The following is a 15863-nucleotide window of genomic DNA, read 5'->3' as shown; positions in this document are numbered from 1 at the left end:
CCGACTATGGCGACGAAAAATAACACCAAAATATATGGCAGGGAAGAGCTGAAGGAGCATTTCCGTAATGGAAGACTGCCAACAGAACACCACTTCGCACACCTCATTGACTCTACCATCAATAAACAGGAAGACGGTTTTTCAAAGGATGAGGAGAACGGGATGCTGGTGGCTGCCCTGGGTAGTTCCAAACGCCTGGTGTCTTTCTATCGTACCAACGATGACCTGGAACCTTTCTTTCTGATGGAGAAAGACGAGCGGGAGAATCCGGGCTTCCGTATGCAGCCGCATACCAATGGCGCGGACGAACCTTCCACCGATGCAAAGAGTTTTTTCCTGCATCAGAATGGAAATATGGGCGTAGGTACCCGGTGTAACCCCTGTTATAAAATGGAAGTGACGGGTTTCATCGCCATGGAAGGAAGGGTGGGAACCTACCGGATAGGGAAAGTGCCTGCGGATGGTAAATGGCATGAGATCATCGGCGGACTGGATAACTGTCAGGCCTTTGAAGTGATTGCCAGGACTGGCAGACGCAATTCCGGCCGTTTTGCGATTATGCATGCCTATGCCGTGAGCGCTTTCAATAAATGGTCCTGGGGAAGGATCAGAAAGACCTCCGCACACTATGGCTTCTTCTGGAACCGCCTGCGTTTGCGCTGGAAAGGAAGTACCCATCATTATGGCTTACAGCTGCGTACGAACAGCAACTATGGACCTGATGTAGAGATCTATTATCGTATCACCCGTCTCTGGGATGATACCGCGTTTATGCCGAAGGAATACTACCACTAAGTTTTGTCAATGAAGCATATTCCCCTACAGATCAGCCGTGACAAAGAAAGGGATAATACCCTTGACTTTACCAGACTCAGAGCGGAAGCCCTGACCCTGGTACAGGAACTATCCGGCCATGTCTGGACAGATTATAACCTGCATGATCCCGGTGTCACGATACTGGAACAGCTTTGTTTTGCCCTGACCGATCTGGCGTATAAGACAGATTTTCCTATCAATGAAATTCTGGCCGATAAAGAAGGCCGTATCAGTGCGCGGCATAACGTATTCTTCAGCAAATCAGATATACTGAATTCCGGTCCGATCAGCGTATCCGACTTCCGGAAGCTGGTACTTGACCAGATAGATCGTGTGGAGAATGTCTGGATCGAACCCATTACATCCGACTATACACCCGGCGCTTCCAAAGGCGTATTCAGGGTATTGATCCAGCCAGATGATTCGCTGACCAGGGAACTGGAAACCAATATCGCTGCCGCGGAGAAAATGGTAGAGGTGGTGCGGAACTGTCTGATGCGGAACAGGAACCTCGGCGAGAATTTCGAAGAGATCTCCATCCTGAAGGCACAGCATATCTCTATCAAGGCCACGATCATGGTAGATGCGCATTACCCGGTAAAGGAGACGCTGGCTCATATATGCAATGCTATAGAACAGGTTGTACATCCGCCGGTGCGGTTTATTTCAGAAGCAGAGCTGCTGGAAGCCGGTTATGCCACAGAAGATATTTATCAGGGACCGGAACTGAGCAAAGGATTTGTGCCGGATGAAGACCTGCGGGAAAGAAAACTCCAGGTAGATCCTTCTGAAATGGTAAAGGCCATTTCTCAGTTAGCCGGCGTTATCCAGGTGAAATTCTTACATGTTTCTTCCGATGGGGTGAACTTCAGCAGTAAACCTATCATCATACAACCTGGTTATTATCCTTATGTCGATATCACTGATACAAGGAATGATATCGGGATCTTTAGTGATCAGTTTGAACAGCATTCACGTGATGCTGTGTTCTGGAATGTGTTCCGTAAGATCAGAGAGACGCGGAAGCGGCATTATACGGCACAGGAAAAAGGACTGACAGATCATTCACTGGAAGGTGCTTATCGTAACAGTACCCAGTATTATTCATTACAACATTTCTTTCCGGCGATTTATGGTACGGGAGAGGAACAGCTGTCCAGTCATGAACCCCCGCTGCGAATCGCACAGGCGAAGCAACTGAAAGCTTATCTGTTGTTCTTCGAACAGATCCTGGCCGACTATCTGGCGCAGCTGGGTAATCTTGCTGCTGTCTTTTCTCCGGATATAGACAGTGTGCCCGCTTCGACTTATTTCTCGCAACCGCTATATGATGTGCCGCATGTAAAACATCTGCTGAAAGCATTTACGGAAAGCGGTAAGACATGGGAAGATTTCAAGAAAGATAAAGACAATGATTATGTAAGCGCCCTGCGGGAAATGTCCGAAGGTGACGCCTTATACCAACAAAGAAAGATCCGCATCTTTGATCACCTGCTGGCACGTTTCAATATCGTGGTGCCGAGATATCCTGTCAGTCTGTATGATCTCCTGTATCATCCACCGGATGAAAAGCTCCGCATCAATTGTGAGTTACGCTGGAAGGCCGGTATCCTGCAACAGTTACCGGTATTGCTGAAAGGAAAGATCCAGGGTTATAACTATATGATGGACCCTGAGATGAGTGGTGTGTTTTCCGGTTATCAGCAATGGATCTATAAGATGCTGCATATCGAACGTGATGTGAAACAACCGCTGACGGCAGTATTCGACAGGGATCATCTGGATATGAGTGTATCCGGTGCCTGGCATCCGGTGCCGATTGCCAAACAATTGCAGGTAAACGGTGAAAGCATCTGGTTCAATGATGATATTCCGGATACGGCGATCGATACAAAGCAATATCACTTTGGTCATCAGCCGATCTCTCTGTTGAAGTTTGGGGCCGATCAGTCTAACTACCGGATCGTTGAAGATGAGGCTAATGGCTATTATGTCGTATTATACAAAGCACCCGGTCAGCATACCTGGCATGCTGCTGCCAAACACAGGGACCGTGAAGGCGCTATCGCAGCGCTGCATCAGATGATCCGGCATTTGCAGGTGATCAGTGCCGATTCGGAAGGTTTTTATATTGTAGAACATACCCTGCTGAAACCGACGCTGCGTATGAGAGCTTACGGTTTCAGACTTTTGTCCTTTGGTGGCAGATTACTGCTGGAACTACGGCTGATGCGTACGTTCGAAGAGCGGGAAAGTATCCTTAAACGCCTGCTGGAAACAAACTGGGAGGCGATGTCTCCTGCGGATATGTACCAGCAGCTGACCACTGAATGTCTGTTGTATACGCAAACGGCCAGTTTTGACAACGATATGCAGGAGATTGCACGTTGTTTGTCGATGATCGCTGCAGGACATGATGCACAGTATCCGAAGATGGAATACTATGTCGATTCCGGAAACGGACAGGCCTTACCCGATTCATTTTACCGCCCTGCTATTACGATCGTGCTGCCTTCCTGGCCGGCAAGATTTCAATATGCGGAGTTCAGAAAATTCACGGAAGACCTGATCCGCGAACAAACACCTGTTTACTATAAAGTATCCTTCCGCTGGCTGGGGATTGCCGATATGCGTCATTTCGAAAATATCTATTTCCCCTGGCTGAAAGCAGTACCTGATCTCTACCTGCGTGGAACGATCCCTGCACAACGCTCCAGGATGCTGGACTTTCTGACCAAAAACAGAAAACCATAGGATGGCGGATGCAGAACATATCATCCGCCGCTGGACATTTGATATCCAGTACGCTGACAAGGACAGCGCAAAGGGCTTACAGGATAAAGTCAGCAGCCTGTTCAATCTTCACTTATCTGCCGCAGCAGAAAAGGTCATAGACGCGGTGTTATCTCCCGGAGAGAGTATCCTGGTACATCAGTTGGAACTGGACCTGGGAACATTGCCTTACACCAATTTTGAACAGGACCTCCTCCGTTTATTGCCGGAGGCCCTGGAAAAAGCATTACGTGAGCGTATCGCACAATCAGGGCAATATAATAATACTGAGGGGCGCCCTTTGTACTTCAGGACAGAGCAGGAACGGCATTATGCTTTACTGGGCCATTATCTGTTGAGTGGGAGTATGCCCTGGTGGTCTACACTGGAAGAAAGTAATACACTGGAAGCGATCCTCCTGCAACTGATCGCAGCTTCACCTTCACAGTTTGCTACCTTCATTGTACAGGTTGCACAACAGGAGTATGTACTGCGAAGGATTGCCTGGCATTTCTCCAGACAGGCGGTACAACAGATCATTACTTCCCTGGAAGAAGAACAGGCGACTTTTATATTAGGTTACATTACCGGGGTGATAACCCTGCATCATAAACAGGCGCTGGTAACACATGCACAGAATGAGTTTGAACGCGCGGTGTGGTTGTTTGTACTAACTTACCTGGTGACAGACAACAGCGGACAATTCAACCGTAAACAGTTCATCCGGCGTCATCTCGAAAGACTGGCGCGTCACTTCAACGCTGACTATATACACCTCCTGTATATTTTCCGGAGAGCGATAGACCTTTACAGACAATACATTCCTTCCGATTCTTTCGTCACCTTCATCCAGGTACTGTATGAAGAGAATGCGGCTTTGGGGATTCACCCGGAGAATGCGCAGGACTTTGCCGTATTGCCCTATAGCGGTAATGAAAACGTCAATGTGCCAAGACTGCTTCCTTTGAGAGGGGTGCCGCATACGGATGTGCCGCTGCCTTTATTATGGATCAACTATGATACAATTCCTATAAGAGAGGACAGGGAGGAGGTATGGCAACAGGCAGTGAATCTGTTTCGCTCTTTTATCGTCGGACAACCCTTACCCGTATGGTTCAGCAGACTACAAAAAGGCCGGCAGGATATATTGCTGAAACAGGCCGTTATCCTGCTTTTCCGTAAGCGGCCCATGTTACTGGCCGACCTGTGGGACCAGAAGCCTCCACTGATACAGGCCCGTTTACATGTACATCAGTTATTTGATAAACCGGTTACACCGCTGGAAGAGAACATCCGGCATCAGCTGCAACGCTATACAGAACAGGATACCATCCAGTTCCTGCAACAGGCCTTACCACATACCTTCATTCACCACAGGGATAGTTTCCGGGAAATCTGGCTACAGTATAAACAGCGTTCTCATAGCGAGAGACTGGCTTTTTACCGAAATGTATTGTCTCCGGTCGCAGTACTGCAACAGGTTGCCATTCACACGACAGAAGACGATTTCTGGACAATGATGCGTGACGCAATGCCTTTATTGTGGGGGAATCACACGATTGTCGCGCTACAACAGTGGCAGCAGTTACTGGAGACGCTGGTAAGCGATAACCTGGAAAGAGAACGGGTAAAACTACTGTTCCGCCGTTTCAATCTTTTATGGTTATCCGGCAGGATCCAGATCAACAATAGTGAATCTTATATCAGTCAGCTGGCGCAGTTTCTGACCGGTTACGGCGAAACTACCGTGCAGAAACTGTTACAGAATATCGTGCAGTATGATATGGCGACTGTGACTTCATTGACACAGATCCGGAGTGCATTGCCGGTTCTGCAACAGGTCACTGTCGCTCTTATCAAATCAGAAAAACAAACGGTCTTACCTGCACAGACGGAAACCGCCAGTCCGGCAGTGGTTCAGCCTGAAAGGGCGTTGTCACCAACTGCACCACAACCCTATGAAAGCCTGTTTGGCCGCCCTTTGCAGCCAGCTGCTTCAGAGCTGGAGGCGATTACAGTACAGAATGCAGGTCTGGTGTTGTTACATCCTTTCTTTTCTACTTATTTCTCCCGGCTGGAACTGCTGACGAAGGGTAAATTTAATGATGAAAAGGCCCGTCAGAAGGCAATCCGTTTGTTACAATTGCTCGTAGACGGACAGACCGGACATGCGGAACACACGTTGATGCTGAACCGCGTATTATGTGAAGCTTCCTGGGAACAACCATTAGACCCGGATATCGAAATCACTGATGCAGATAAACAGATGGCGCAGGGGCTTTTAGGAGCTGCTATGCAGCAATGGCCCAAGATGCGTAACAGTAGTGTGGAGGGTTTCCAGGCATCCTTTCTGCAAAGAGAGGGGCAGTTATGGCAGACAGATGAAGCCTGGATACTGCGGGTAAAACAACGCAGTTACGATATTATTTTACAGACATTACCATGGAGCTATGGACAGATGCGATTCTCCTGGCTTGCTAAACCTTTATATACGGAATGGACACTCACCTGATAGCCAATAATGCGGCGGCATTACATGATGAACTGCTGTGGTTTGCACAGATCCTGCAATTGCGGATGAAACAGTATTTTGAAGAAGCGCATACGCAGGTGGAAGAGGAGCCGGCTCCACCGGCATTGAATAACGATGCCGTCTACTCTCAGATTGTAAGACACTACAATATGCAGGTCCCCGAACGGCTTGTGCTGTTGCTGGCACTATGTCCGCACCTGCAACCACAGTTACTGGATATCTTCTTTGTGAAAAACAGTACCTATGATCGTGGCTTCACAGAGTTTGGCGGTATCAAGGGTAATCAGCACGGCGGCTTTCTCCCTACAGGGGAAACAGCCGCATTTTTACTGGCGGCAAACGATCTGCAGCAACGTTTGCAATTGCAGAAAATGTTCACGCCGGATCATTTCTTTGTAAGGGATAATATCCTGAAGCTTGCTTCTGTACATGCAGATGAACCTTTGCTGAGCGGCGGGTTACAACTGACGTCGGAATACCTGAGTTATTTTACTACAGGAAAAGCTTATCAGCCACAATATAGTACACAGTTTCCCGCTAAACAGATACGTACCGCACTGAATTGGAGTGATCTTGTATTGGATCCGCATACGATGCAGGAGGTGGAAGAGATCCGTACATGGATAGAGCATGGTCCCGCATTATTGCGTGACTGGAAAATGGAGAACAGGATCAAGCCTGGCTACAGGGCCTTGTTTTATGGCCCTCCGGGAACCGGTAAGTCATTCACGGCTTGTTTGCTGGGAAAGACTTTTAACATGGATGTCTATCGTATCGATCTATCCATGATCGTATCCAAATATATTGGTGAAACAGAGAAAAATCTGGCGGGGGTATTTGATCAGGCAGCCAATAAGAACTGGATCTTATTCTTTGATGAAGCAGATGCACTATTCGGCAAAAGAAGTGCGACCAACTCCTCCAATGACCGCTATGCAAATCAGGAAGTAGCTTATCTCTTACAACGTATAGAAGACTTTCCTGGTCTGGTGATCCTGGCAACGAATCTGAAAGCAAATATTGATGAGGCATTCGGAAGAAGGTTTCAGTCCATGATCTATTTTCCGGTACCAGCTCCGGCACAACGTCAGCGTTTATGGCAACAGTCATTTCCACAGGAAGCTGCGCTGGATCAGGATGTCAGTCTCGAAGAGATTGCCAGGAAACATGAGCTGGCAGGCGGAGCGATTATCAATGTGGTGCAGTATAGTTGTTTGTCTGCTTTAAAACGTAATAGCCGGACAATTCTCCTGAAAGACATACAGACGGGCATTCGCAAGGAATTTAACAAAGAAGGAAAGACATTGAATCTATAATTTGTTGCGCTTTGTGTGAAGTTTTTTCTACAAAAAAGCGGATTTGCAGTCCGGTCTGCCTAGTATAAATGCAGAGGCACGTGTTTTGCAACCGGGGTTAGCATGAAGAATAATGTTTTATTGATCTTAACTGCTTTTATTATAGCTGCCTTTTCTTATAGCTGTGAAACGAGTACCAGGCGGACAGAAAAGGAGGCCATTGTTATTACTCCCAGAAATACAGAGATAACAGCAGCGAATGCTTACAATAATCTCTTTCTTGATACAAGCGACGTCAATAAATTCATTACTACACAGAAACTGAATGATACACTGGCAGCGAGACTGCGTAGTTTCTATAACGCACGTAATTTCCAGTTTGCCTGGTTTGATAATACCGGTCTCAACGAACAGGCTTATGGTTTTCGTAGTCTGTATGATTATAGTGTAGATACGAGCGAAGGCAACAAATCATTAGAATATCGTCTTAACGCATTGATGAACGGAGATGTAGATTCTGCTGTTTCTCCGAAGGATGCCAATATCGTAAAAACAGAATTACAGTTAACACAGCGTTTTATAGATTATTATCTGCATAATAGTGAAGGTAACATTGAAGAGCTGGAACATGCGGTGCCACTGACTAAATCAGAAGTGCTGAAAAAGGCGGCGGCTGTATTGGCAGATAAAGAAACGACCATGCGTGGGCAAAGTTATTCTGCACTGCACAAATCGCTGCAACAATATGTTGATATTGCAGAGAAAAGTGCCTGGGACACGATCACTGTAGAAAAGAAAAAGCGATATAAGAAGGGAGATAGTACGGCTGTGATAGCATGGGTAAAGCGCCGTTTACAGGCAACAGGAGAGTATACCGATAAGGATACCTCTACGGTCTTCAATGACGCGCTGGAAACTGCTGTAACCGCTTTTGAAGCAACCCATGGTCATACGCCCAAAGGAGTGATCACAGATACCTTACTGCGCGAAATGAATGTGCCTGCTATAAAACTGGTACAGCGCATATTGATCAACCTGGAAAGAATGCGCTGGGCGCCGGCTAATCCGGAAGGACGGCTTATCCTGGTGAATATTCCTGAATTCGGTTTACATGTCTGGAATGGCGGTAAGAAAGAGTTTGATATGCCGGTGGTAGTAGGTAAGGAGGGTAAGAGTACCACGATGTTCTCCGGTAAACTGGATCAGATCGTATTCAGTCCTTACTGGAACCTGCCAAACAGTATTGTGAAGGAGGAAATATTGCCGGCAATAGCACGTAATAAAAGCTATATTGCCAGCAAGAATATGGAGATCACCGGTGAGCGTAATGGTTTGCCGATAGTACGTCAGAAACCGGGTAAGGACAATCCTTTAGGAAAGGTGAAGTTTCTTTTCCCAAACAGCTTCAATATCTACTTCCACGATACCAATCAGAAATATCTTTTTGACAGGGATCAGCGGGCATTCAGCCATGGTTGTATTCGTCTGGGAGATCCGGTGAAGATGGCCAATTACCTGCTGGCAGATAATCAGAACTGGTCAGCCGAGCGTATTGACAGTGCCATGAATAGTGGAAAGGAAAAGTATGTGAGAGTGAAAGATCCCGTGCCGGTGTTAATCACGTATTATACGACCTGGGTAGATGAGGCAGGAAAACTGCAGTTCAGGGAAGACATTTATGATCATGATACCTATATGGCGGGTAAGCTGTTTACAGACGCTAAGTAATTCATATAAAGGGGCAATTTGACATCCTCCTTGCCCTTTTCGGTACGCGCGTTATCTCCATGCAGAGGCGATAATGTTATGAGCGTGAGAATTTATTTAATTGAGCGCATTTTGTGTGTATTGAAAGGGGGCCAGGAGGAGTTGGGGCCACAAAACGAAAGGGCGTTCACCATGGTGAACGCCCTTTGCTTATAACAATATTTTTATCAAATCAATTCCTTATTCAACTTTACACGATCGTCGTATCGATCTCCGGTGTGGCCAGCATCTTAGAATTGGCCATGTACGCCTTATCCGGACTATATAAAAACAGGCAGGTACCGTTTTTTATCACCTCAATGATCTGACGATGTATCTTCTCAGGAATCGCAGGGCATCCCAGGCTACGACCGATATACCCCTGTAATTTTGCGATCTGTTCGTTCACATATGCTGCGCTGTGCATCACGATGCCGCGGCTCATTGCATTGTCATTGATACCTTTTTCTTCACCTTCCAGGCGCAGGGAGTAACCATGCTCACCTTTGTAGGTAGCGCCGGTTACATAAAATCCAAGACTGCTTTTAAAGCTCTCCGGAGCATTGGAAAAGTTGGTGGCCAACCCGGTACCGGAATTTCTTCCGTGTGATACCAGGGTGTTGAACAGTACTTCTCCTTTTGCCAGGTCAATCACAAACAGTCTTTTCCTGCTGGAGGGTAAACTAAAGTCAGCAATGGTGAGTAGGTCCGGATTGCTGAGTTTACCTTCTCTTTCGAGTTTTTCCATACCAGCCAGCGCAAAAGCAAAAGCTTCTTTAGACAATCCCAGGGAGTCAAGTTTCAGCTGAGAGAACAGGGCCATTCTGGCGCCTAGTTTATTCTCTGTCAATGCGACTACTCTGGTACGATTGCCCGCGGTGGGGGATGCAACTGCGAAAAGAATGCCTGAAAACAGGCCAGCGGCAAGTGTGAGTCTGAATACGGTCTTAAAAACAGGTTTCTTCATCAATGGAAATGGCTAGGTTTTTACTTAAAAATATGCCGGGCTGATGGTTAGTCCGGCGTTTGCTTCTTTTGAAATACTGATGCAAATTTAACCCGGAAAATGCTAAAGAAATGTGAAAGGGGGCAATTTAAGCTCGTCTGTTGCGGGTATTTTAACAGTTTCATGACACTTAATCGATTGAGTAGCAGACGCTGCTGTGTAAATCTCAGATAGATAACCAGGAAGGGCCCGGTACTTAACCGATTTTTTCCAGGTATATGATTTTCCATTTCTCACCGGAATAGATAGCAGTGGCCTTTACGCTACAATCACTCGTAATGTTGTGTTTGTCCAGCAAATATCTGGGAACGTAATAATCACCGACAAAGGCAAAGTCTGCTTTAGCATGTTCAAATTCATCATTATCAAGTTCGGTCATTTCAAATGTCTGGCCCCGAAGCTTGAATTTTAACTTCAAATTGCCTGTCAAATTTTTTTTTAGGGCATTGTTTTTCTCGTCAGTAGGTGTAACGTGTAATATTCGTAGCCGCAGCTTCTTGTCTTTGTCAGTCCGGGTTACATAAGACAATCTGATAAAATCTCCCTCCTGAGGCCTTATGTCAGTCTCGACATACCTGATGACACCTTGTAATGATTGATTGATGACAAAGTGAAAGACTTGTTTTTGATCATTTATGCTATCTATGATGGCTAATTTATGCTGGAAATGTTGAATTATTTCTTGTTTCTGCACCTGCTGGATGTCCTGTAGTTCGATCCTGTTTTCCTCTTTTACTTTTTTGGTGTAAAACCTGGCTTTAATAAAAGACCCAGCTTCCAGTGGCTCTTTTGTTTGGGGGAAAAAAACCTCTTTATTGGTATGTGTCAATGCATGGATGATATTTCGTTCTTTATTTACGTAGTCAACAACAGCAAATGTAGTTTCTAAGATTGACCAGGGAGTCTTATCTGTTCTTTCCGCCATTAGCGGAATATATTTATGATTTTTAAATTTAACATCACCTAACCAGGAATATTCATAATTAAGATCTTCATCGTCTGTTTCCTGTATATGTAGTCTAAATTTAAGTACCTCACCACGTTCAGCTTCTCTTAATATAATAAAGCGATGTGCACCTGTTGTGAAGTGAATTGACTGACCATTTGATAGTGCGGCTTTTTCCCGTCCTTTCTCATCTTTCCATTTGTTGATAACGACAAGATCGGTCCAGGCAATATGGCTGTATGCAAAATTTTCCGCCAGCGGAATATATTCTCTGTAAAGTGATTTGTTATTCGTAAATCCATTCTGAGAGGAGCGGCATTTTTCATATAGTGATTCAAAATCAGCGGAGAGCCGCCAACCTTTGAGCTCGCGATGTTTTTTATAAGTTTCAAGTTCAATAATTGCGTTGCCGGGTAAATTCTCCCGAATCAGATGTCTGGCCAGATCAATACGTATCTCCCCCAGGAAGTCTTCGTTTTTTTCCAGACTTAATGCCTTTGACAACATGCCTATTTTGATACGGGTGTCAGTAGCAAAACAGCTGGAAAACTCCTGCCATATATAATGTTTATCTCCTAATTCCAGTACCAGTTCCCTGTAAATACCAATTGCAGCGTCTATTTGTTTACAGCGCATATGTAATAAAGCTTTTTCGCGCCTCAACCATTCATCCGCAGCATCCAGCGTAATTGCTTTTTCGTAAAGTGGAAATAACCATGTGATGTCTGTGTCCTGCCCCTTGGTTTTAATGATATCGAAGGTTTTTTTTATTGATTTTATAGCCAGGGACTTATAGGTGTTGCCATCACGGGCCACTTCTTGCCAATCCCCGTCCATAAAGCATTGTGGGTCCCAGTTTTGTAAGAATTCCCAGAAGCGCCATTCGTCATTTTCTTTCATAAATCGTTCTGCGAGACTCAGGATATCTGAATGCCATTTGGACTTACCATATTTTGCATAACGTGCGCAGTATTCTTCAAACATTTTCCACAGATCGGAAAAGCGGTTTTCTTTATGTGCATTATAAAGCGTCCAGAAAACAGGTTCTCTAAAGAAATCGAGGATCTGTTCTCGTGGTAGGGCTATATGTCTGATGATCGCTTCATCTATTTCAACTGCAACATTTGAAATGGCTATTTCTCTACAAATTCTTGAAATAAGAGAAGGAATAGTACTTCCTTCTTTATTTCTGTTATCATAGAGATCGTCCAATCGGAGGTTTTTAGGATTCCAGAGCAGGAAGAAGTTATAGAAATTGAAATCAGGATGATTTTTTGAATAATTAAGCGCAAAGTTAAGAAACATGGAATGAAGAAGGGAAGGCCGCTCATTGGCCAACTGCATATAATCTCTTAAAAAGGTTCGTATTTCAACAGATGACAGATTACTCTCATTTGCCTTGATGCACCTGTAAATTATCCACCCATATGACTCATGATGCAACGTCGCTAACTGACCGGCGGAAATCATACTACTGATCAGTGTCAATGCCTGTTGATGTTCACCTGTCTTACTCAGCTGATCTGCCTGGTGGATGATAGAGAAATGAGGATCTATTTTAGGTTTAAGATAGATGATCTGTTTTTTGATCGTCTCAACAAAGTCATCCTGCCAGGAAAATTCTATAGCGGATAACTGTTGATGAAATACCTGCGCTTCGTCAAACCTGTTTTCTGAAATTTTCTTTTTACAGATATCGATCAATGTCCAGGAATATGCCTTTTTAACATTTTCGTCAGTTGGAGAAAGCTTGTATAACTGAAATGAGTAGTCATAAGCCTCTTCGATCTTTCCGGCTTTTCTGAGTGCATATACCTGGGATGTAGTCATAACTTGTTATTTGGATAATAGTGCATTTATTTCATCTGTCAGCCCTGTCGTCCTTGCCGGGATAATTTCCGTTCTTGTGAAAATATTTTTACCGTCATACCAGAATTTATAGGTAGCTGTATGCCCATTTTTCTTTATCTCATATATCTCGTGATATTGCTGGTGTTCAATTTTGGTGATATGTAAGTTTGCCGTTGCCAGTTTGGTGCTTATAATGTCATAAAACTCTTTCATGAATGGCTGCTTAAATTCAAAGACAACCGGTGGTTGCAGGAATTCCTGCTCTTCAATGATAATCGTTTTATGCTGAAGTGGTGTGAGCTTTAAAAAGATATCCCTGATAAATTCTGTATCGTCAACTGGTTTTTCGATCCTGGTTATTTTATATTGGCCATTGTAATGTACTTTGAAGGTAGCTTTATCAATACCTCTTATAAACGTGTAATGCTCCAGGTACTTAGTGTGTCTGATAGTATCTATGAGGACATTTTCGTCTTTGAGATATTCTGTTATCGCCAGATAAATATTTCTGATGGCAGATTCCTGTTCAGAGAAGTCAAAAGGCATTTCCTGTTCCAGGAGTTCATTGTTTAGTATAATGATATCCTGGTTTAATGAAACGTTATCGACTTTTGGAGGCCTGAGATTACTATCAATTGTGAAATGAGGAGTATTGACTACAAAAAGATTTTCTTTAGATCGTGTAATACCAGTATAGAGCCAACGGAAATAGCTTGCATTCAGATAGCCCATATTGGTACGGCAATTTAAAAAAACGTTGTTCCATTCACCGCCCTGGGCCTTATGACACGTAACGGCGTATCCAAATTTTATCCGCAAAGCATTAAAATATGGATCAGACCTCAGGGCATCTTTAAGTATAAAAATTGATATTTCTCTGATCCTTTGTGCGTCCGGCTGCTGAAAATATTCTTTCTGAAGCCACTTTATCTTTTTCATCGCGTCTGCGGTTATCTCTTCCGGAGATAACTGACTAATCAGCTCATTCAGTTTATCGTAATTGGTCGATTTGGCATAGAGTAATTGTCTTATCTGATTTAACTTCGGATTTCTAATCCAGAAGTCGATATACATCGCCTTTTGCTCATACGGCGAAATATCCCTGTGACTAGAGTAAAGAATATTTTCGGTGATTTTACAGCTAATAATATGCGGTTTTCCGTCAATATCTTTGAATTCAATTTTGACATCTTTATAAGAGACCGACACAGGAATCTCTCTTGTTTTTTTATCCTTATCAGCAATCTTAAGTGTTGTCGTTCTTGTTTCCTGTTTTTCAGAAACTTCTTTAATCATCCCGAAGTCTCCGTTCAATAATTCAATTACATGGTTATAATTATTATTGACAAGGAGAATTTTATCGCCTTCTGTAATATGCGGTTTGTCAGGAAAGAAATGTGTTCGGATAAGGTCATTGTACTGCCTGACGTCTGCATTTGAGTAGGCAATAACAATCGTTTCTTCATCAATAGTGTTGTTGCAGGTCCGAAGATATTTCTTCAGAAAATCTTCGTGTTCGAAAGTATGGATATCCTCAAAATTGACATTAATGTCGATCTTATTATAAAGATTAGCCTTTAATGAGTCTCTGATTCTTCCTGCATTGTATAATATACCACTTTCGCTTTTTTGTCTTAAGACCTCCGTGAGTTCAAATTGTTTTGGCGTAAGTCCATAATTCGCTTGCAAATATTCAGCACTCGTGGCAGGAGAGAAGCTCATGTTAACAGGGGGCAACTGTGCATCGTCTCCAATAAAGATTAACTTTCTATTATTGTAATTGTTGAAATCTATATATTCAAGTAGATCCCGCAAGAGAAACCCACTACCAAATCGGAAAAACTCACTCTCAGAATAGACGTCTGAAAGCATAGAAGCCTCATCTACGATGTATACGGTATCAGCTGCATCCGAGTTGTTTCGGAGTTCATAGAAGAATTTAAAGCTTTCTGTTCCATCTTCATCTTCGGTCTTATACTCCTTCAGGTCCTTAGTGGAGTAGATTGTTTTGTGTATTGTATAGGCGTTAAGTTTTGTCTTCCTGGAAATAATTCTCGCTGCTCTTCCTGTGGGGGCAGCAATTCTGAATTCTCTTCTACTGTTGACCAGGAAGTTTGTTAGTCCCTGCGTCATGAAAGTTTTGCCAGTGCCCGCATATCCTTTCAGAAGAAAGCAATTTGAATCGTTTGAGAGAAAGTTTTCTAAATCGTCTAATAATGCACTTTGTCCAGAAGTAAGCGTATACGCGGAGAAGAATGCCTTTAATGTCATTAGTGGTAGTGGTTTAACAGTCCAGGTCCTCTTAGTTGATATATAAATTTAAATTAAACTTTGGAAAATATAAGTTTCCACGCGTAATATTTATTTCCCAATCAATTTGTAGTCAGTTGATTAGCGTACCGATGTCTTAGGGAGCATTCTTAGGTGTTGGTAAACAAATGATTATATTTTATTGGGGGTGCCCCTATATTATAACTGTGAAATATTAAACAGGACTATCCAACAATTGTATAATCCTTATGACACTATACGTTACAAGGTCTTTATCAGGGCTGTGTCTGGAACATTATCCACAGATAAGCAGTAGATAATTCGTAGATAAGCCGTAGATAACCCGTATCTATAAGAATGGCTCATATACGGGTTATCTACGGCTTATCTACGGGACACCTACAGCTTGTGTTCCTGATAAAGCAACGTTGAAGCCGGTTTCGGACTAGTCCTGATATAAGTTTACACTGTCTGCCCCAACGTATGGTAGCTATAAACAGGGCGTATACATGCTTCATACACGACGCATCCGTGGACTTGATACATAGAAGTCTCTTTGGCAGCGGTTTTCAGGGTGGTTTTACCCATATATTGCGCTGATAGTATATGCCAATAAAAAAACCAGCA

8 protein-coding genes are annotated in these 15863 nt (G+C 43.9%); 5 read left to right on the top strand and 3 right to left on the bottom strand.

Annotated features, from left to right (window positions below):
* Positions 1–6: 6 nt before the first annotated feature.
* From BMZ72_RS07520 to BMZ72_RS07500, 5 genes are all read left to right on the top strand, one after another.
* Complete coding sequence (locus tag BMZ72_RS07520; RefSeq protein WP_089806734.1) at positions 7–795, top strand: hypothetical protein; 789 nt, start codon at positions 7–9, stop codon at positions 793–795.
* A gap of 9 nt (positions 796–804) precedes the next feature.
* Entirely contained in the window at positions 805–3570 is a 2766-nt protein-coding gene (locus tag BMZ72_RS07515) for a hypothetical protein (RefSeq protein WP_089806732.1), read from the top strand.
* A gap of 1 nt (position 3571) precedes the next feature.
* Positions 3572–6100, top strand: coding sequence for a contractile injection system tape measure protein (locus BMZ72_RS07510; protein WP_089806730.1), 2529 nt, complete (start codon positions 3572–3574; stop codon positions 6098–6100).
* Complete coding sequence (locus BMZ72_RS07505) at positions 6085–7437, top strand: ATP-binding protein (RefSeq protein ID WP_089806728.1); 1353 nt, start codon at positions 6085–6087, stop codon at positions 7435–7437. Before BMZ72_RS07510 ends, BMZ72_RS07505 begins: the two co-directional genes overlap by 16 nt.
* Positions 7438–7539: 102 nt before the next feature.
* Positions 7540–9144 carry a L,D-transpeptidase family protein gene (locus tag BMZ72_RS07500; RefSeq protein WP_089806727.1) on the top strand — a complete coding sequence of 535 codons (1605 nt, stop codon included), beginning with the start codon at positions 7540–7542 and terminating at the stop codon, positions 9142–9144.
* A gap of 229 nt (positions 9145–9373) precedes the next feature.
* Here the strand turns inward: BMZ72_RS07500 and BMZ72_RS07495 are convergent, their stop codons facing one another.
* The 3 genes from BMZ72_RS07495 to BMZ72_RS07485 all read right to left on the bottom strand — a co-directional run bounded on the left by BMZ72_RS07495 (position 9374) and on the right by BMZ72_RS07485 (position 15236).
* Complete coding sequence (locus BMZ72_RS07495; protein ID WP_089806724.1) at positions 9374–10129, bottom strand: murein L,D-transpeptidase catalytic domain family protein; 756 nt, start codon at positions 10127–10129, stop codon at positions 9374–9376.
* Between the two features lie 235 nt (positions 10130–10364).
* Complete coding sequence (locus tag BMZ72_RS07490; RefSeq protein WP_143087636.1) at positions 10365–12818, bottom strand: DUF7017 domain-containing protein; 2454 nt, start codon at positions 12816–12818, stop codon at positions 10365–10367.
* A gap of 132 nt (positions 12819–12950) precedes the next feature.
* The gene (locus tag BMZ72_RS07485; protein WP_089806720.1) at positions 12951–15236 is read right to left on the bottom strand and encodes an ATP-dependent DNA helicase; all 2286 of its coding nucleotides are present in this window, start codon (positions 15234–15236) and stop codon (positions 12951–12953) included.
* Positions 15237–15863: the final 627 nt, after the last annotated feature.

The sequence above is a fragment of the Chitinophaga sp. YR627 genome, from assembly GCF_900114995.1.
In the GTDB taxonomy this organism is placed as follows: Bacteria; Bacteroidota; Bacteroidia; order Chitinophagales; family Chitinophagaceae; genus Chitinophaga.
The sequence above is the reverse complement of the archived record's forward strand: the minus strand, read 5'-3'. Positions and strand labels throughout refer to the sequence as shown.